General features: G+C 65.7%; 15 protein-coding genes and 2 pseudogenes. 10 read left to right on the forward strand and 7 right to left on the reverse strand.

All coding sequences use genetic code 11. The annotated features are described in order from the left end of the window. The first annotated feature begins 89 nt into the window (after positions 1–89). Positions 90–782 carry an SDR family NAD(P)-dependent oxidoreductase gene (locus RCR19_RS33740; RefSeq protein WP_331268549.1) on the forward strand — a complete coding sequence of 231 codons (693 nt, stop codon included), beginning with the start codon at positions 90–92 and terminating at the stop codon, positions 780–782. 390 nt (positions 783–1,172) lie between these two features. On the opposite strand, the gene RCR19_RS33745 is transcribed toward RCR19_RS33740, so the two are convergent. Next, entirely contained in the window at positions 1,173–1,499 is a 327-nt protein-coding gene (locus tag RCR19_RS33745; RefSeq protein ID WP_331268550.1) for an ANTAR domain-containing protein, read from the reverse strand. A gap of 85 nt (positions 1,500–1,584) precedes the next feature. On the opposite strand from RCR19_RS33745, the gene RCR19_RS33750 reads away from it, so the two are divergent. Both RCR19_RS33750 and RCR19_RS33755 read left to right on the forward strand, forming a co-directional pair. Beyond that, positions 1,585–2,157, forward strand: coding sequence for a discoidin domain-containing protein (locus RCR19_RS33750; protein ID WP_331268551.1), 573 nt, complete (start codon positions 1,585–1,587; stop codon positions 2,155–2,157). A gap of 12 nt (positions 2,158–2,169) precedes the next feature. Further along, complete coding sequence (locus RCR19_RS33755; protein WP_331268552.1) at positions 2,170–3,825, forward strand: glycoside hydrolase N-terminal domain-containing protein; 1,656 nt, start codon at positions 2,170–2,172, stop codon at positions 3,823–3,825. Between the two features lie 18 nt (positions 3,826–3,843). On the opposite strand, the gene RCR19_RS33760 is transcribed toward RCR19_RS33755, so the two are convergent. After that, the gene (locus RCR19_RS33760) at positions 3,844–4,791 is read right to left on the reverse strand and encodes a helix-turn-helix transcriptional regulator (protein ID WP_331268553.1); all 948 of its coding nucleotides are present in this window, start codon (positions 4,789–4,791) and stop codon (positions 3,844–3,846) included. An 822-nt stretch (positions 4,792–5,613) separates the two neighbouring features. On the opposite strand from RCR19_RS33760, the gene RCR19_RS33765 reads away from it, so the two are divergent. Further along, on the forward strand, positions 5,614–6,210 hold the full coding sequence (locus RCR19_RS33765) for an XRE family transcriptional regulator (protein WP_331268554.1): 597 nt from the start codon (positions 5,614–5,616) through the stop codon (positions 6,208–6,210). 383 nt (positions 6,211–6,593) lie between these two features. Beyond that, on the forward strand, positions 6,594–7,055 hold the full coding sequence (locus RCR19_RS33770; RefSeq protein WP_331268555.1) for a GNAT family N-acetyltransferase: 462 nt from the start codon (positions 6,594–6,596) through the stop codon (positions 7,053–7,055). Between the two features lie 269 nt (positions 7,056–7,324). Here RCR19_RS33770 and RCR19_RS33775 read toward each other — a convergent pair whose 3' ends face one another. The 3 genes and pseudogenes from RCR19_RS33775 to RCR19_RS33785 form a co-directional block, all read right to left on the reverse strand. Beyond that, positions 7,325–7,996: a hypothetical protein gene (locus tag RCR19_RS33775; RefSeq protein ID WP_331268556.1), complete on the reverse strand. Its 672-nt coding sequence runs from the start codon at positions 7,994–7,996 to the stop codon at positions 7,325–7,327. A 214-nt stretch (positions 7,997–8,210) separates the two neighbouring features. Next, positions 8,211–8,801, reverse strand: a pseudogene (locus RCR19_RS33780) (ketol-acid reductoisomerase); the annotation flags it as partial. Between the two features lie 65 nt (positions 8,802–8,866). Further along, the gene (locus RCR19_RS33785) at positions 8,867–9,397 is read right to left on the reverse strand and encodes an MEKHLA domain-containing protein (protein ID WP_331268557.1); all 531 of its coding nucleotides are present in this window, start codon (positions 9,395–9,397) and stop codon (positions 8,867–8,869) included. Between the two features lie 687 nt (positions 9,398–10,084). On the opposite strand from RCR19_RS33785, the gene RCR19_RS33790 reads away from it, so the two are divergent. Together RCR19_RS33790 and RCR19_RS33795 are read left to right on the forward strand one after the other, a co-directional pair. Next, entirely contained in the window at positions 10,085–10,546 is a 462-nt protein-coding gene (locus tag RCR19_RS33790) for a cupin domain-containing protein (protein WP_331268558.1), read from the forward strand. A gap of 237 nt (positions 10,547–10,783) precedes the next feature. Beyond that, the gene (locus tag RCR19_RS33795) at positions 10,784–11,632 is read left to right on the forward strand and encodes a GNAT family N-acetyltransferase (protein WP_331268559.1); all 849 of its coding nucleotides are present in this window, start codon (positions 10,784–10,786) and stop codon (positions 11,630–11,632) included. Between the two features lie 205 nt (positions 11,633–11,837). Here RCR19_RS33795 and RCR19_RS33800 read toward each other — a convergent pair whose 3' ends face one another. Then, positions 11,838–12,989, reverse strand: coding sequence for an ISAs1 family transposase (locus RCR19_RS33800; protein ID WP_331268560.1), 1,152 nt, complete (start codon positions 12,987–12,989; stop codon positions 11,838–11,840). 247 nt (positions 12,990–13,236) lie between these two features. Between RCR19_RS33800 and RCR19_RS33805 the strand changes: the two genes are divergently transcribed. From RCR19_RS33805 to RCR19_RS33815, 3 genes are all read left to right on the forward strand, one after another. Further along, positions 13,237–14,022 (forward strand): SDR family oxidoreductase, encoded by a 786-nt coding sequence (locus tag RCR19_RS33805; protein WP_331268561.1) that lies wholly within the window; start codon positions 13,237–13,239, stop codon positions 14,020–14,022. A gap of 758 nt (positions 14,023–14,780) precedes the next feature. Beyond that, on the forward strand, positions 14,781–17,381 hold the full coding sequence (locus tag RCR19_RS33810; RefSeq protein WP_331268562.1) for a LuxR C-terminal-related transcriptional regulator: 2,601 nt from the start codon (positions 14,781–14,783) through the stop codon (positions 17,379–17,381). Between the two features lie 183 nt (positions 17,382–17,564). Then, complete coding sequence (locus RCR19_RS33815) at positions 17,565–18,299, forward strand: alpha/beta fold hydrolase (protein WP_331268563.1); 735 nt, start codon at positions 17,565–17,567, stop codon at positions 18,297–18,299. A 620-nt stretch (positions 18,300–18,919) separates the two neighbouring features. Here the strand turns inward: RCR19_RS33815 and RCR19_RS33820 are convergent. Next, positions 18,920–19,060: pseudogene (locus RCR19_RS33820) on the reverse strand (zinc-binding dehydrogenase); the annotation flags it as partial. Positions 19,061–19,099 lie beyond the last annotated feature (39 nt).

Below are 19,099 nucleotides of genomic sequence, written 5' to 3' on the forward strand. Positions count from 1 at the left end.
GGTTTCGTGAGGTCGGCGGACTTGAACGGCACTCCTTCATCGCGGGCCGCCGTCCGCCGCCCCCTCATCCACACCTCAGGAGCATGACCATGGCCAGCAAGACCGTACTGATCACCGGCGCGACCAGCGGCATCGGCGCCCACACCGCGAGGTTGCTCCTCGACCGCGGCCACCGTGTGGCCGTCACCGGCCGCAACGAGAGCAAACTGAAGGCGTTCCTCGACGAGGCCGGCCACCCTGACCGGCTGCTGGGCCTGGTCGCGGATGCGGCGGACTGGCAGGCCACCGAGTCGGTCGTGACCCGCACCGTGGAGCATTTCGGTGCCCTTGACGCGGCGGTGGCCAACGCCGGCTTCATGTCCGGTGACTCCATCGGGGCCGGCGACCCGACACTGTGGTCGCCCATGGTCCTCACCAACGTTCTCGGCCCCGCCCTGCTGGCCCATGCCACCCTGCCCCACCTTGAGGCCACTGGCGGACGGCTGGTGCTCATCGGCAGCGTCGCCGGGCTGAAGAACTCTCCCGCCAATCTCTACTCGGCCACCAAGTGGGCTACCACCGGACTCGCTGAGAACCTGCGTCTGCACGCCACGACCCGCGGCATCGGTGTCACTCTTGTCAACCCGGGCATGATCGACACACCCTTCTGGCAAGGAGCCGACGTTCCCCCCTTCGCCCTGCCTCCCCAGCCCATAGCCGAGGCCATTTGCTTCGCCCTCGAGCAGCCGGCGGGCGTCGACCTCAACACCCTGACCATCCGGCCCATGGGCCAGCCCGTCTGACCACGCTCGTTTGTCACACCACGTCGGGCCGTCACAGCGGTCAGCTCACCACCGACCTGTGGTCTTCGGTGTAACTCCCGATCACGGAAGTAGCGCCTGATGAGCGACGTGACTGCCTCGACTGAGGCGGTTGAAGAGGTCCGTCCGGCTGCGCTGGCGGCGGATCTGCTGGATGACCGTGGGCCATGTGTGGGCCAAAGTGCCAGCGGGTTGAGACGGTTAACGCATCGACACAGGTCGGAGTGGGTCCGCGCTGTGATAGCGCGACGCTCTTGAAAAGAGTCGGGGCGGTGCCGGCGTGCACACACTGCCGACCGGACACCGAGCTTGAATGACGTGAGCCTCCGCACGGCTCTGTGCGAAGGCTCACGGTGTCAATCTGGGCGCAGGTCAGGTCGAGCCATTCAGCCTGCTCGCCAGCTCCTCACGAATGTCTGAGGCAAGCTTGCCGGTCACACCCCATGTGACGACCAGCTCGGCTACGTGCCGCAGTTTGATGTTGGTGGACATGGACGTCTCACGGAGCAGATCCCAGGCCTGACCTAGCGTCAGGCGTCCGACGGCGACGATGACGCCGATTGCCTGGTCGATCGCGGCGTGTGAATCCACGGCTTTCTCAAGTTGAGCGACCTTGCTCCGAAGTTCGTTGACCTGATCATCAGCGTGGTTTTCCGGCTCCGGGACCGCGCCAGGGAGCTCATTCGCGTGGCTCTCCACGTTGCCTCCGCGGAAGGGGGGCGGCATTTCACGAATAGTCTGTCCGTCTTTGGGCCAAGCAAGCACATGGTCACACCGAGAGTGGGTGCGGGAAAATGAGCCGCGCAGGGCGTCCCGAGTCGACCTCGGCGCCGAATACGCGGTCTCCACCGCGGTACTCAACTGGGAGGCCGCCTACGGGAAGGCCTACAGGATCCAGGTCTCCGACTACTCCACGCACTGGACCGACGCCTACTCCACGACCACCGGACAGGGCGGCACCGAGACAGTGAGCGTCAACAAGAACGCACGTTACGTGCGGATGCAGGGCGTCACACCCGCCACCCAGTACGGCTACTCCCTCTGGGAGTTCGAGATCTACGGCACCGCCCTCGCAGGCCCGGGTACCGGCGGGGCGACCGTCTACGGCGACGCCGGATACGGCGGCCCGTCGGCGACGTTCGGCGCCGGAAGCTACGACCTGCCCGCACTCCAGGCCAAGGGCATCGCCAACGACAGCATCTCCTCGCTCCGCGTCCCCGCCGGCTACACCGTGACCGGCTACGCCGACGCGGGCTTCTCCGGCACCGCCTGGACCTACAGCAGCGACACCACCGAGCTGACGGCCGGCGGCAGCAACGACATGATCTCGTCCCTGCGCGTCACCTCCGGCAGCTGAGGAGCGAGCCCCATGAAACCCACACCTGCACAAACCCTCACCCGTGGAAGACGACCGCTCGGCGCAGCCGTGACCTTCTTCCTGCTGCTTGTGACGGCGCTCGCAGCGCCTCCCGTCTCGCATGCCGCAGACACCACGGTCAACCTGGCCCGCAACTCCGGTGCCGCGGCCGTCGCCTCCTACGAGGACGGCACCGTCACGGATGGTGCCGGCACCGAGGCCATCGGCTCGCCGACCGTGGCACCGTCCACCACGTACCCGACGACATACAGCGACTGGCAGAACGGTCTGCTGGCCGGCAACGGCAAGCAAGGCGTCATCGTGTTCGGCAACCCACGCAACGACACCGTCGTCTTCGACGACAAAGACTTCTTCATGGTGCGGACGGAGGCCCGTCCGCACCGCACCTTCAACACCGTCAGCCAGGACAACATCAACAAGATCCGCGACGAGCTGATCGCCGGTCAGTACCAGCAGGCCAACCAGCTCGCGGCGGACGTGCAGGGCTACCAGGGCGGTGGCGAGGGCAGCAAGCACCCCGGCTACAAGATGACCCTCCAGATGCCCGACGCCGGCACGGTCAGCAACTACGTCCGCTTCACCGACTACGCGGCAGGCGTGCTGAAGGTCAACTGGAGTGACGACAAAGGATCATGGGAACGCGACTCGTTCGTCTCCCGCACCGACGGCGCCACCGTCCAGTACCAGGCCGCGCCACCCGGCCAGAAGCAGACCGTCACCCTCGGACTGTCCATCGACCCGGGCATGAACCTGCTGAACAAGGGCGTCACCTACACCACCAACAACACCACCGACTATCTGAACCTGCGAGCGAAGTACCCCAACGGCAGCTACAACGCCGGCTACGAGGGCGTCACCCGCATCGTCACCGACGGCACAAAGACGCTCAGCAACGGCCAGGTCACCGTCTCCAACGCCAGCTACGTCCTGCTCCTTTCACTGACCCAGCGCTACAACGGCACCTACAACGGCGGCGTCCCCGCCGAGCAGGAGTGGAACAAGAACCTGCTCCAGCAGAAGCTCGCCGGACTGAGCACCAACTACCAGACGCTGCTCAACCGGCACGTCGCCAAGCACAGCGCGATCTTCAACCGGGTCTCCTTCGACCTCGGCGCCACCCCGGCGGACCGCGCCAAGTCCACCGAGCAGTTGCTCGCCGAGCAGAAGTCCTCCTCGACGCCCGTTCCCGCTCTCTACGAGCGGATGTTCTACGCCAGCCGCTACCACCTGCTCGGCTCAAGCAACGAGACGGCCGCACCCGACCTGCTCGGCAACTGGACCGGTGACAGCAACGTCGGCTGGGACGGCTACTACCACCTGGACGCCAACCTCAACCTGCAGATCTCCAGCGGCAACATAGGCAGCATGCCGGAGGCCATGGCCGGCTACTTCTGGCTCAACCAGCAGTGGCAGAAGGACTTCGAGACCAACGCGAAGAAGCTGTTCGGCACCCGCGGCATGCTGACCGGCGGGAACACCCCCAACGCCGAGGGCCTGATCTCCAACATCAACTACGACTACCCCTACCAGTGCGTCACCGGCGGGGAGTTCTGGCTGCTCTACCCGTTCTGGGAGTACTACGAGACCACCGGGGACAGGACGCGGGCGAAGCGCGTTCGGCGATCTTCGGAACCCCTGCATCATTGAAGTGGTGAGTTCTGACTGTCAGGTCAGTTCACCCTGCTGGAATCTCCGCAGATATGCAGCAGGGGAGTCTCCATAAGATGATTTGAACTGTCTGATGAAATGACTCGCGTCTGAAAAGTGCCAGCGCGCTGCGATCTCTGAAACGCCGACCGCTGAACCTGTTTTCAGCAGATCGTCGTGGGCTTCTTGCAGGCGCCGGCGGCGAACCAGTGCCATCACGGAGTCTTCCGTTTCCGCAAAAGATCGGTGAAGCGTTCTGACGGAAACGCCCAGGGCCTGGGCGATCATGGGCGGCGCTAGATCAACGGTGTCGATGTTCTTTGCGATGAAGCTCTTTGCGGCCTCAACCGTGACATTGGGGAATGCCGTCATATCGTTGGGTCGGCCGGACAGCATTCTCGCCAGGACCGCTGCGCATGCGTCGCTCGCCATGCCCTGCGCAGGCGTTGAGCGGTCCAAGGCCTCGCTGCTCCGTTCGATCGCCTCAAGGAAATTCAGCAGGAACCGAACTTCGGGCGTTCCCGCGTCCGCAACGAAGGACGTATTGAGTGCCTGGCCTGATCTGAGATGCGCCAACAGGGACTGACGAGGAATCGTGACGACATGGAGGCGCGCCTCTGGCCCACAGGAAAACTCCCAGGGAGCACTGGTGTCCCGGATACAGAGTTGGCCAGTGTCGACTCTGCTCGTTCCGTTTTTTCCGGTGAATTCGAGCCATCCGGCGGAAACGAAGTCTGCCACAATCGGATCTTGCTCGTTTTGCTTTCCGGAAATGCCCGTCAGTGCATCACAATAAACCTTTGCAGACATCAGCTCGCCGAACGACTGACCACTGGCTGCGAACTTAAATCCGTTGCCGATGGCGAGATGCGGTATGGAGACTTTCGTCAGATGTGCAAACGGGCCGCCCTCCCACTCTTGAAAAATATTCTTTTCGCGTTGAATCTGACAAGCCGTCAGATTCATAGCCGTCTTGAAGCCCGTTCTCTCTCCGGAGCTCGACAGACCATCTCGCACCCTCATTACTTTTCGATCGCTCATCTCTGCTCTACTTATTGTTGTCGTAATGGGCGATTTCATTCAATGTCCTGAATCACCAGGAAAGCCTTCTATTGGCTGCTCGGCCGTCGGACTCGCGAGGAAGTCACGACGGCGTTCCAGTTCTCGCCCAAGGCAGTGGACAAAATGGGCGAAGTGGCTGGCAGGCGGCCGCGAGGCTCGTGGCCCAGCGGCGTGGGCGCCGGCTCGGCGAACACCGGGTCCTCGACCCGGTCGAGCAGCAGTCGGTCCAGCAGGCCGTACTGGACCGCCACCCCAGTAACCACGGGCTGACCGGCAGCTGCGGACGACGTGCTCTTCACCGACGCGGTCGGCATCCGCTCCGGCCAGGCCACCGTGCACACCCGGGGCGGCAAGGGATACATCCCGGGCGGCCGCCACCCGGAATTGTCGACGCGATGCCCGCGACCTGAACCAAGGGCCAGACGCAGCTCCTCCTCTGATCCCCTTGCATGTTTACCTCCGGGCTCCAGTAGCACGGCGTCCCCCAGCACGACCGCCCGACCATCGGCTCCCCAGCCACTCACTCACATCTCCTTCGACACCATCCAGCGGCAGGCTCGCCAAAGGGAGCCCGCCCGCGCTCCGACGACGGCCACGCGCGAATCCGACCGCATCTGTACGCCTCTGCTCGCGAGCGCGGAGTGCCACCCTGAGAGGACTTCCATCCCCCGCACAAGCGTCGTTGCTGTTTCTGGGAATAGAAGTGAGCGACTACCCTGATGAGGCGTGGAAGGTTCTGAAACGATCAGCCGGGCACTGGCTGAGATAGGCCCGCAACTGAAGCGGCACCGCGTGCGCAGTGGCGTGACACTTACCGCGCTCGCCAAAGCGACCGGCATCTCCAAGAGCACCTTGTCCCGGCTGGAGTCCGGTCAGCGACGTCCCAGCCTGGAACTCATGCTGCCGATCATCCAGGCCCTGCGCATCAGCCTCAATGACGTAGTCCAGGTAGAACCGCACGAAGGCCAGTTCAACCCGCTGGCACCCCATCCCTGGAACGGCATGGTGCGTCTGTCACTCACACAGGAGATCGGCCCCATCCAGCCTTGGAAGCTGGTCATCCCGCCGCGCCGGACCCAACCGGACCCACAGGCCCACGAAGGACACATGTGGATGTATGTCCTGTCCGGACGTCTGTTCCTCGTGCTCGGAGAAGAAGAGCTGCACCTCAAGGTCGGAGAATCAGCGGAATTCAGTACACGCGTACCACATTGGTTCGGCAACAGCGGGCAGGAACCAGCCGAGGTCCTCTGTCTCTACGGGCGGCAGGGAGAACAGGTACGACCCCGTGTGGTGCCATCAACCCCGAGCGCCGGAGCCTAGCCAGCACCTCGACAGTCACGGCCTCGTTCACGACTCCTCCTAGGCTTCTCCCGCACCTGCGGACGCCATGACCGCCACGAACGACTGGGCGCCACGGCACGCCTCTCGGGGAGAGCCTCGGGCGGCGCTCCGTGGGCAAGGCGAGGTTCCGGGCCGACTTCGTCGACCTCGGGTCTTGCTTTACCCATTCCAGCCTGCTCTCTCGGGCGTACGACGGCAGCTGGGGCGTCAGGTGGGCCGAGCCACTCCCTCGCGAGTAGCCTCGTAAATCGGCTTGGAATCTGCGTGCCCGTTTTTTGTCGATTCCGGCTTGCATCGCCAGGCGAGCGCGTGACCTTTTCTATCCGTCAGCGGGTTGAGTGTCGACAATTCGAAAGGATGCGATGCAGCCTCGCATCGATCTCGCATCGATGGGTCCAGCCGATATCCCGACCGGGATTTCGGTGCACCGGGTCGAGGGGCTCAGGGACATCGCAGCCTGGGTGCGTGCCTACACGCCAAGTTTCGGCCTGTCACCCGATGTCGCCGACGCCGTCATCGAGCGTTACCGCGTTCGTCCCGAGGCGCCCGGCGTCCTCGAACGCTTCGAAGCCCGCGACGGCGAGCGTATCGTCGGCACCTCAGTACTGCTGGACCGGGACGGTGTGGCTGGAGTTTACGTGGTGACCACGGCGGAGGAATATCGGGGGAGAGGCCTAGGGACGGCCCTGACGAGGGCGCGGGAAAAGGGATTGCGAGTCGGCACCCTTCAGACCAGCACCGCCAGGTCGATGTACCAACGCATGGGGTTTCAAGCAGTAGCGGAATACAAAGTGTTCACCGGCTTGGGGGCTGCCGGAAGGTAACCGCCCGGCTGTTCCCCGTATGACCGCCGGACCGCGTGCCGATCGCGTCTTGTCGCCGTCTGTGACGAGGTACGGAGCGGAACACGGGCCGGAACTCACAGGCCAGGGATTCTGTCATCGCTTTCTCCTTTGGTATGTCTCAACAGTGAGCCCGAGCAAAGGGTTGACGACCAGCCGACATGCGAACGTCCTCCTCCGACTGTTCGGAGGAGGACGTCATGTCATATGCCTTGTTCACTCGCAACGACAGCCGGGCAGAACGGTGTCCGCTACTCGACGAAGATGTCGACCGACGGGCGCATCTCGGAGCAGACGCGAAGGACGTCGTGAATGACGTGCTTCTCGAAGGCGTCGAAGGGGGCCGGCTCGACCCTGTCCCCGTCGACAGCCGGGTACGCCACCTGAGTCAGCAGGTAGTCGAACCGCGGCGCCCACTTGCGGGCTCCCAGGCGCGCGGTCGTGGAGCAGTTGTCCACCATGTGGGCCACGCCGCGTGCGTGCATGTAGGGGTTGAGCGAGTCGACTGCCTCGATGACGGACTCATTGGCGATCTCGGAGTAAGGGTGGCCCTGTTCCAGGAGAAGATCCACCTGCGCCATCATGATGCCGCAGAAGACGCCGGCCGTGAACGGGTTGAGGGTGACGTCATCGCGGTCTGCGCGCTCCGCCCGGACCTTCTGCCCAGTGACCCACATTTCCGCCTCGTCGATCTTCCCCATGGGGAAGCGCGGCATTCGCTGTCCGGCGAGGATGACGCTGCGGATCTCGTTACCCGACTTGACCTCGTCGTATATCTCCGCAGTCAACTCGAGTCCGACCGGGTACGCCGCCGCATAGGCCCTCGCGAAGACTTCCTTGTCGCCGTCGGCCAACTCGTCGTAGACCCCGGTGAGGCCCCTCGATGAGATGATGCGGGAGATCGGCCCGGTGACGCATTCCACCGAGTTGAGGAACGCCGCGCGCGGTCATGCCCTGGTCACGGTATCGGCGGTACAGGCTTTCGACGATGCCGTGCACTCCCGCCAGGAGCATCGATCGCTCCCCCGTCAAGTCGGACAGGTACTCGGACTCCAGCGTCGTCTGGAAGGTGAAGGGCGCGCCCAACGCGACCGACCAGCCCAGCGCGCGGTCCACGGCGCGGCCGCTCACGTCCTGGTGCACCGCGAAACTCGCGTTGATGCCGGCGCCGTTCACTGTGGCACCCTGCACGTACAGTGCGCGTACCGACGGCCCCATTCCCTTGGGGCACACGGCGATGACGTCGATACCGGAGGGGAACTCCTGTCCGACGCCGGACAGGTGGCCCAGCAGGAAGCCGTGGGACAGCCCCAAGGTCGCACCCGGGCGCAACGCCTTGAACACCTGCGGGAAGAGTTCGGCCTGTGCGGCATCCGAGATGAGCAGCAGCACCACGTCCGAGTCCGAGATGACCTGGAACATCTCGCCGAGAGTGCCGTCCTCCGCGGTAAATCCCGCGGCGCGGGCCGCCGGCGCGGACGACGAGGACTCACGCAGGCCCACGACGACCTTGACCGCACCCTGCAGGGAGTCGCGGAGGTTCTGTGCCTGCGCCGGCCCCTGGGATCCCCAGCCGATGACCGCTATCTGGTTGACGCCCTCGAAGGCGGCGGGCAGCCGGTCGAAGAGGTGCCGCCCGCCCCGCACGATCGCCTCGCGGCGGCCGCCCAGAGTGACGTATTCCTTGTCGAAAATCGCCGTCTCGAAGTCAAGCGACGTGGGTTCCATGATGAATCTTTTCCTTACCTTCCGAACACCGGCGGGCCTAGATTGAAACCGGATATCCGGTCTGCTCAGCTGAAATATGGGCTCGTCTGGCGAATGAGAGCCGCCTGTCCATGGATCACGTCGTCGTCGACGATATTCCAAATGCTGACATCCTCGATCCAGAAGAGTCGCCCTTGGAGAGTTCTTCGGACCCCTCGGTATCCGGCCCGGTAGCCGTTTTTCAGGACATCCTCCATAACGGTTTCGCGGGCCTCCCGATTCATTTCGGGCGCCGACAGTCGCGAATGCATTCCGACGATCTCGTGCCAGTTACATTCGAAAAACGATTGAGCGGCCTGATTTGCGTGGACGAATCGAGGTTCCGCCGAAGCGTCCTGGGCGAGGAGTCCGAACGGCGCGTTTCGGTAGAGCCAGTCCATCATATTTGCGATGGCCTCATACCCCTCCGGCGCAATGGATTCACCCGTCAGCTTGAGATGGCTACCGGCGAGCAATGAGAGGAATCGGCCGTCGTGTGAGCCGAGCAGAGATGCCAAGAAAACCCCCGAAGCGGAAAACGCCGCATCATCGGGGAGATACGGCCCTCCGCTCCTCATCGGTCGAAGAGTACTTCATTCGCAAAATTCTCGCGGAAACGAAAACTAGGTCCAACGCTAGCTTGTTCTGTCTCCACATCATTGAACGCGTGTGCCAAATTCCGTGGCGCACCGGTGCTGTTCAGTCGCGGCTGCCTCCACTATGGCCGACAAACGCCACCCGGTCGGTCCGACACTGAATGTCACGATCCACGCGGCGGCCAGGTCTTGGGCGAGGCGGAGTCTTCCGCTTCTCGTGGACGCGATCAGTGTCATGAATAAAGAGGGAACATCAGACGTCACCGGGAGAGTTCCTCACCGTGGAAGCCGGGTCAAGGAATGACCACCGACGGCTCTCTCATCGTCTGCTCAACCTAATTGTGGCGTACATCGTGATGTCACGAGCCCCGCCGGTTCCCCCGGAGCCGGGATGGAGCAGGTGAGTGGGCGTCCAGAAATCGGCATCTGCGCGCCATTTTTCAAGGCGGAGATATGGCACAATCATCCTATTCACGGACGGGTGCTGCGGCGAACACTGTGCAGAAGCATCGATCGGTCCGTGGACGACCGTGGGAACGAATGTCGGTCCGTCCACGCCATTGAGGAACACACCCTTTCGGCTCGCTGCCGGAGGACCCGTACAAAGGACACACCGTGGGGAACTGGGGAACAGATGGTTGGGCGGTCGCGCCGGGTGGAGGCGTGCGCGTGGATCCGGGAGGCAAGCACTGGCTCGAGGTGATGGTCCAGGGCAAGGACGTCGACGGCGCACTGGGCGCGTTCGTCTTCACTCATGACGTGATCACCGAGAACCCTCCGCACGCCCACCACGACTTCATGAAAATCGTCTACGTGCTTGAAGGTCACTACGACTTCCGCGTCGGGGATGCAACCTTCTGCGGAGGACCGGGCACCATAGTCGTGGTACCCAAGGGGAGTCAGCACACCTTCACCACCTCCACTGGTGGACGGGCGCTGTTCGTCTGTTCGCCGGCCGGTAACGAGGAGCTCTTCCTCGACATGAGCCTGCTCGGCCCGCACCCCACCGCGGAACAGCTGGCGGACCTCAACGCCCGGTTCCACACGACGGGACTGGAGAGCGGAGAGGCATCCTGGCGCCAGATGCACGGCGAAGACCAGCCGACGGTGACGGTCAGCGCGGTGCGCTGAGACGGTTCCACACCGGAGGCCCGTTCGGCGCCAATCCCCGGCAGTCCGCACACGCGGGCCGGTGAACAGAACCACATTGCTGGAAAAACCAAAGGCGATAGGCCGCGCGGCCTTCGCTCTCGGACAGTGAAGGACGTCTGGCTGAACCCCGGCCGCAGGCCCAGCATCCCAGTCACTTCACCGACGTGTTGCGTCGGACTTCACTTCCGGGCACCTCAAGAAGGGCTTTCTTACATCATGCTCGACATTACCGTGGCACTGCTCGAAAAGGCAGAGGCCGAGGAAATGTACGAATTCGAGGAAGGGGTTTCCGAGCCCGACCGGTCCACGTACGGGCTGGATTCCATGCGGTTGGGCGGCGGAGTCGTCCTGGCCATGCGGGACGACCCCAGCGACTACTGGAGCAAAGCCCTAGGCTTCGGTTTCGACGAGCCAGTCACGCTCTCGCTGATGGAGCAGGTCATCGCTTTCTACCGGGAGCGGAACATCCGGATGGCCACCATTCAACTGGCGCCGTCGACCATCCCGGAGGACTGGCCGGCCATCTGCGAGAAGCTCGGTATCGAGCGCGGAGAAATCATCCGCAAGCTGGCCACTGACATTGACACCGCCGTAAAAGCCAGTTCAGGTGCCACGCTTGACGACGGCCTGACCGTCGGCCCGGTCGCACTCGACGAGGCCGCCGAGTGGGCCGCAGTGGTACCACCGGCGATGGGGATGCCGGCCCGAGGCATGGAGAAGATGGCGGCCGCCTCGGTCGGCCTCCCCGGCTGGCACCCCTTCGCCGTCCGCGAAGCCGGCGCCATCGTCGCCACCGCAACTTTGCGCACGCGGCAGAAGGTGGGCAGCCTGTTCGCCGGATGCACCCTGCCTGCGGCCCGCGGACGCGGTGCGCAGTCGGCGCTGATCGCCGCCCGTATCCGCGCGGCCCGGGACGCAGGGTGCCGCTTGCTTGTGGTGGAGACCTTCGACGAGCCTGCGGGTACGCACAACTCCTCGTACCACAACCTGGTCCGCGCGGGATTCACCCTGCGCTACTCCCGCCAGAACTGGGTTTGGCGCAATCCTGAAACACTCTCCGCCTAGAGGCGCGCCGCCGCTCCCGCCCGGTGTCGTGATCGGCACCGGGCTGCGGTACTCAAGGACTGGCTTTGTCGATGAGACAGAACACCACATCTCGATGAGTCCTGGCAGCGGTTCCTGTTCCGTGAGGCGGAGAATGTCGGTGAGTTTTGACACCGCCTTGGGGGCAGGGCGATTGCAAAGTCCGATGATCCGGGGTTGATGCTGGTCAGCTGAGTCCGAGGAGGGTCAGCGGTCGCTCGAAGGGTCGGAGGGCCATCTCCCGCAGTCCGGCCGCGATGTTGGTGTGGCCGGCGGCACGGAGCTGGTTGATGGCGAAGCTACGGAGGGCGGCCATGTTCTCTGGGCCGTGTCCGGTACGGATCTTGGAAGCGTCCTCGCGGTAGGTGGTGTCGCGTACAAAGTGGAGCCGGTTTTCGATCACCCACTGTGATCTGACGATCTTCGCGATCCGTTCCGGGGAGGCTTGCCTGCTGCTCAGATCGGTGATGAGGTAGACGGTCTCGCGGCTGCGTTTGGCGGTCGTGACGCTGGTGCGGTGCCGCACGATCTTCGCGACCTGGACGGCGTGCGGAAAGTCCACGCCGAGCTCGGTGACGGTCAGCGCCTGCACCACCCGGGTCTCCAGGCGTCCGTGTCCTGTGGTCCGGTCGTAGAACTTCGCGGTCGCCTCCTGCCAGGGCAGGGTGCGCAACTGCTCGTACAAGCCCTTCTGGTTCTTCTTCACGGTGAACGCGTAGTGGGCCCTCTTGCCCTCCACCAAGAATCGGGCGTGATCACGCTGGGTGTGCAGGGCGTCTGCAGTCACGGTGATGCCGGTCAGGTCGAAGGGTTCCAACAGGGCGGCGAAGCAGGTGATTTCGTTTGTCTTGTCCGGCACTCGCAGCTGGGTGACGGTCTGCCCGCCGCCGGTCATCGCAGCCAGCAGGTGGGCGGCCGGGGTGGTGCCACGGCGCGAGCCGCGGGCGCTCTTGCCGTCCACAGCCAACGTCTCGCTCCCATCCGGCTCGCATCCCAGCAGGTCGGCCAAGCCTCCGGGGCAGGTGTGCAGAATGACCCGGCGGATCGTCGCTCCACTCGGTGCCACCCGCACACCGAGCGCGGTGGCAGTGCGGGCCGCGAGCCGGGTCAGGACGTCCTGCGGCGCGTTCTTGGCCCACTGCCCGATGGCCGCGAAAGACTGTGCTCCGGCGGTCACTGCCGAGCAGGCCACCAGCAGCACCGCCACGAACGGGTGACGCTTCCCGCGCCGCGAGCGGGGATCAGCCAGCGTCTGCAGCCGCAGCGCCAGCGGACCGATCGACCGATGCTGACGGCTGGGCGACTTGGTCAGGCAGACGGTGGCAGACTGGCGGCACATCGAAGCTCCGTTGGGCGAAGGCGACTTGGGAAGGTCACCTCCACAACGGAGCTTCGTTGCGTTGCGTCGCGCACCGTAACCTGCACACTTACAAGATCACTCAGACTTTGAAATCGCCCTGCTGACGTTTATCTTCTCTGACCATGTCGCTCTGGTCCACAGCTGCTCAAGCCGCTGCTGCCTAGGCTTGGATAGTCCAGCTGGGTCTGGGCCTTTTGCGCCTGATGCACATGAAAGTGGGAGAACCGTGGACCAGATCAGACCGCGCCGCGTTGCAATCATCACAGGCGCCGGAAGCGGTATAGGGGCAGCCTCTGCACGACGATTCGCCGCTGATGGGTACATCGTCGCGTTGGTGGGTCGGACTCTTGAGACTCTTCAGCGCACCATTCGGGAGTGCCCTGCCGGTGCGGACGTGCATGCCTGGGCCGCTGACGTCTCCGACGTGGCTTCCATCACCGCGGTCGTCAGCGAGGTGGCGGAACGGTTCGGGAGCGTCGACGTCCTGGTCAATAACGCGGGTGTCGCAATGCCTGGCGCAGTAGACGAAGTGGACTTGGAGAGTTACCAGTCCATGATGCGTACTAATGTCGACGGTGTTTTCTTTGCATCAAGGGCGGCACTGCCACACCTGGTCAGGGCACGCGGATGTATCGTCAATGTGGGAGCGGTTTCGGGGCTCGGGGGCGACTGGGGGCAGGCCGTCTATAACATGACCAAGGGTGCAGTAAGGAACCTCACTAACGTGATGGCGCTTGATCATGGCCGTCAGATCAGGGTCAATGCCGTTCATCCTGGGGTGACACTCACGAGACAATATTACCGCGACGCGCTGGCTGACGGAACTTCACTGCAAAAGCGTTTCATCGATCGCGTACCGATGGGCCGTCCTGCTGAACCGGAGGAGGCGGCAGCTGTCATCGCGTTCCTCGCTGGTTCTGATGCAAGCTATCTCAATGGCGTGCACATACCCGTCGACGGAGGCCTTACCGCATCAAACGGCCAGACCAATCTGTACAGAAGCGACGACTGATGCATCGACTCGCAACGAGTGCGAGAGCAAGGCCATGGCCTTGTCGAGCTGCTGTGCCCCACGTGTCCGCGTACTTCTCTGTGGGCACCGCCCGGTACAGAGATATGTGCACCGCAGCAGCTCCCGTTCTGTGGCGTGCCTCAGTCCCGTAACCTCTGCTCGCCCAGGTGTTGGAGTGCGGAAAGGGGATCTCTTGGGGGAGAACGAAGCACGGAGACGCGCGGAGGAGTTCGGCCGGACCCTGACCGACCACTGGGAGGAGTGGGCCTTCGAAATCGGCCTGTGGGCGACTCCAGCTGTCACGGGCATCTATGGTTTCGCCTGGTATCCCATGGCGAAGGACGAAGAGTGGCGCCAGATCCGGGTCCGGGGGAAACTGGCCCATCCTCGTCGACCAGGACACCGGGGCATGCCGGCTCGTGCGCGGGCCGAAGGAGATGGCTGCGCTCAGAGGCTCGTCAGCCGTCCGCACCGCGCGTTGGCGTAACGCCACTGCTCGTCGGCTGCCCCGCCGCGAGCGCTAGCTCGTCAGGCGAGTGGGACGAAGGCGCCGTGGAGGTCGTCGAGGCGTCATTCCCGGCTGACGGCGAGGTACTTGAACTGGTGGAGTGGGGCAGAGGTCTGCTCCATGACGGAGCGGACCTGGCGAGGCCGATGGTATCCGGGGCGGAGCGCAGGTTCATGGGAAGATCGGCACTGTGAGGTCCAGCGAGACGGGTGCCGCATCCACGCGAAAAGCAGGTATCGGTGCGGGAGAGGTGGTTGCTCGCCCGGCGCTGGTCGGGCGACTGGGCGGGGCGGCCCGGGTGACGGTGGTGTCGGCGTCGGCGGGGAGCGGCAAAACGATGCTGCTGCGATCATGGCTGTCCGAGGCGGGCCTGGCCGAATACGCGGCGTGGGTGTCGGTGGGGCGGGATGAGCGGGATCCGCAGCTCTTCTGGCTTGGCGTCGTGGATGCGCTGCGCCGGACTAGGGCGGGCTCGGCGCTGGTCGGGACCCTCACGGCGGCTCCGGACCTGGACGGGTGGACGGTCGTGGAACGGCTGATCGCGGACCTGGCCCCGCTGCAGGACCGGAACTACCTGGTGATCGACGACGTGCACGAGCTGGACCCGGAGGCGCTGCAACAACTGCAACTGCTCATCATGCGGGCGTCGCCTCAGCTGCGTTTCGTGTTGGCCACGCGGCACGACGTGCGCCTGGGCCTGCACCGACTGCGGCTGGAAGGCGAACTCGCCGAGATCCGCGATCCGGATCTGCGGTTCACCCTGGCAGAAACCGAGGAGCTGTTCAGAGCGGCGGGGTTGGTGCTGCGCGGGCCTGCGGTTGCAGTGCTGCACGAGCGGACCGAGGGCTGGGCAGCGGGGCTGCGGCTGGCCGCGCTGTCCCTGGCAGGGCACGCGGACCCGGACCAGCGGCTGGCGGCCGAGTTCTCCGGCAGTGAACGGACGGTGGCCGAGTACCTGTTGGCCGAGGTGCTGGATCGGCAGAGCGAGCAGGTGCGGGAGCTGCTGCTGCGCACCAGCATCCTGGAGCGGGTCAACGGCGAGCTCGCGGACCTGCTGACCGGGGGCGAGGGCGGAGAGCGGGTGCTGCAGGACCTGGAGGCCGCGAACGCGTTCGTGGTCTCGCTGGACACCTCGCGGACCTGGTTCCGCTATCACCAGCTGTTCGCGGACCTGCTGCGGCTACAACTGCGGCGCACCCGCCCCGGCGAGGTCGTGGCACTGCACCGCACCGCCGCCGACTGGCTGGCGGGCCGGGGCATGGCGGTGGAGGCGATTCGGCACGCCCAGGCCGCGCGGGACTGGGGGCTGGCTGCCGGGCTGCTCGCCGACCAGTGGCCCGGCCTGTACCTGGACGGGAAGACCGCCGTCATCCACGGGCTTCTCGCCGGATTCCCCACCGAGTACCGCACGGCGGACGCGGAGCTGGCGGCGGTGGCCGCGGCCGACGAGCTGGCCGGCGGGTCGCCGGCGGCGGCGAAACGTTACCTGTGCCTGGCGGAGCGGGCGTTGGCGTCGGAGGGTCGGCTGGGGCAGGCGCAGCTGCTGGTGGGGATCGTCCGGCTGCTGATCGCCCGCTGGCACGGGAGCCTGGCGGCGGTGACCGAGCAGGCGCAGCGGCTGCAGGACGCGGCGGAGGCGGCCGAGACGGCGCAGCCCGGCCTGGGCGAGGAATTGCGCGCGCTGGCGCTGATCAGCCTGGGCAGCACCGAGTTCTGGATGGCCAGGTTCCAGGAGGCCGTGCGGCACCTGGAGCCGGGCGTCGCGCTCGCGCGCCGGATCGGACGGCCTTACCTGGAGTTCACCGGCCTTGTTTACCAGGCGGCTCTCGAGTTCTTCCGATCGGTCCCGTCGGCACTGGAGCACAGCAGGCAGGCGGCCGAGCTGGCCGAACGGCACGGCTGGGCCGAGGGGCCGGCCTTCGGCCTGGCGAGCATGAACGTCGGGACCATCCTGGCCTGGCAGGGGCGGCCGGAGGAGGGCGAACCTTGGATGCAGCAGTCCGAGCGCACCCTCCGGGCGGAGACCGAGCCCGCGGACGCGCTGGCGATCCGCTCCCTGCGCGGAGTGCTGGCGCTGGCGCGCGGCCGGGACGCCGACGCGCTTGCCGCCTTCCAAGCCGCCGACCAGGTGGCCGAGCGCCTGACCGAACCGAACCTGATGGTCCACGGGAACCGGTCCTTCCTCGTGCAGACCCTTGTCCGCCTCGGTGAGACCGACCGCGCCGAGCAAATCCTGGCCGGTCTCTCCGACCAGGACCGCGATGGCGGGCAGATGCGTCTGGGCCTGGCAACCCTGCGGCTCGCCCAAGACGATCCGCAGGCGGCGGTCGCCGCGCTCGCGCCGGTGCTCGACGGCTCCGCGCAGCTGCCCTGGCCGGGCTGGTTGGCCCAGGCGTTCCTGCTGGAGGCGATCGCCCGTGCTGCGCTCGGTGATCCCCGCGCCGCCGGCGGAGCCTTGGAGCGCGCGCTGGACCTGGCCGAACCGGACGGAGTGCTGCTGTGGTTCCTGCTGCACCCGGTGCCGGATCTGCTGGAGAGCCTCCCCGGGCACCGCACCGCCCACGCCGCCCTGATCGCCGAGATCCTCGGCCTGCTCGCCGGTCGCCAGCCCGCGCCGTCGACCGCCGGGCCCTGGCCGCTCGCCGAGCCGCTGAGCCGAAGCGAGGTGCGGGTACTGCGCTACCTGCCGACCAACCTGACCACGCCGGAAATCGCCGGCCAGCTCAATGTCTCGCCCAACACCGTCAAAGTGCACGTGCGCCACCTGTACGCCAAGCTCGGCGCCCACCGCCGCGCCGAGGCCGTCGCCCGAGCCCGCGACCTGGGCCTGCTTGCGCCCGGCACCCGCTGAGCGGTTCTCAAAGACGCACCCCGTCGGCGCGCTATCACCCGGATCGGGTGACGCTCGATAACCCGACCGGACCGTAATTTGCGGTGAGGCGAGCGCACCATCCCCATCGACACCGGAGCGCCTCGGGTAGCGCACGCCGTTCCCCTGCCCAGGGTGCCCGTCGTAAGAGATAGAGAGTCTGACTTGACTGCCAGCAAGCCCACGCAGACCTTCGTCCTCGTTCCCGGCGCATGGCTGGGGGACTGGAGCTGGTACCCGGTGGCTCGCCAACTCACCGAGCGCGGCTACCCGACTCTGGCGCTGAGCATGCCCGGACTGACCTACAACGGCTCGCCAGCCGGGCTCAGGCTGGCCGACGCGGTCGACCACGTGGTGAGCGAAGTCGAGAGCCGCGATCTCACCGATGTTGTCCTGGTCGGCCACAGCTGGGGCGGATACCCGGTCACCGGCGCGGCCCACCGGCTCGCGGGCCGCGTCGCAAAGGTGATCTACTTCGCCGCGGTGGTCCCCGAGCAGGGCATGCCGATGATCGATGAGAACGAGCAGTACGCCGCGATGATTCGGCAGGCTATCGCAGCGACTCCCGACGGCACCGTCCCCGTCGGCCTCGACGCGGTCGAGGGCGTGCTCATGCCCGGAGACCCCACGCCGCTCCAGAAGCTTGTCAGCCAACTGCTGCTGCCGCAGCCGGGCGGTTATATGACGGACAGCCTCGACGTGCCCCCGGTCACGAAGATCGGGCTGGACGCGGCTTATGTACAGTGCGCCGACGACATTGCCCTGGCCCGGCCCGGCACCGAGTTCGCGGCTCGGCTCGGCGTCGAGCCCGCGGTCATCCCGGGCAATCACATGACGCTGCTGACTGATCCGGCCATCGTGGCCGACGCCCTCATCAGCGCTCTGGAATCTCGCCAGTGAGCAGTACCGGCTGACGGAGCTCACCCGAAGGCGATGTCGTCATGACACAGCGGTCAGCCGCAAGGTTCTCCGATCTCTCCCAACGCGCTGGGCCGGCTGCTCCTGCCCGGTGATCCGGATGGGGACACTGCCCGGCGGACAGGGAACTTGCGTGCCAGAGCAGCGGCTGGCCGGCGCCGTGGAGTCCCCGGGGCCGACGACATCGCCACGACGGCAGCGCTCGCCTCCCGCCACGAGCTGCGGATCACGGCGCAGTGCACCGGGCACAGCGCACGCTCTCGAACCGCCCGGCACGCCGCGGTTCCTCGCCGACCTCATCTCCCCCCTCCCGCAACACAGTTACGGCCCCGCTGCTGCCGCGCCTCCTGCCCGCCGGGCCCTGTGCCGCGCGGCGTGCCATGCGCCCCGCCCCGGCGGCCCCGGTGTCGCCGCCTTCCTCCCGCCAGCCTGCGCTGTTCGAGATCCGCACGGTCAGTTTCCCCACAGGCAGCTCCGGTACCGACATGCAACAGACCGCAGTGCCCCTGGTCGTTCCAGCGGAAGGGCGCCGACTGCGGCGTGTCCCTCACGCCGTGGATCCGCAAGGCGACGGCAGTCCGTGAGCACCGGGGCGGGGGCGCTCACGGGTGCATGGCGACCTTTCCCACGTGAGTCCTGCGGGAGAGTTCCTCCTGCGCCTCGGCGGCTCGCTCCAGCGGGAAGACCGCGGCGACGACAGGCCGGACCTCGGCGCGGCAAGCCATGTCCGTCAAGCGGTCGAACTTCCTTAGAGGTCAGATGCTGACCTAAATAAGGGGAGG

It is taken from the genome of Streptomyces sp. WAC07094, assembly GCF_036320405.1.
Lineage (GTDB): Bacteria > Actinomycetota > Actinomycetes > Streptomycetales > Streptomycetaceae > Streptomyces > Streptomyces lannensis.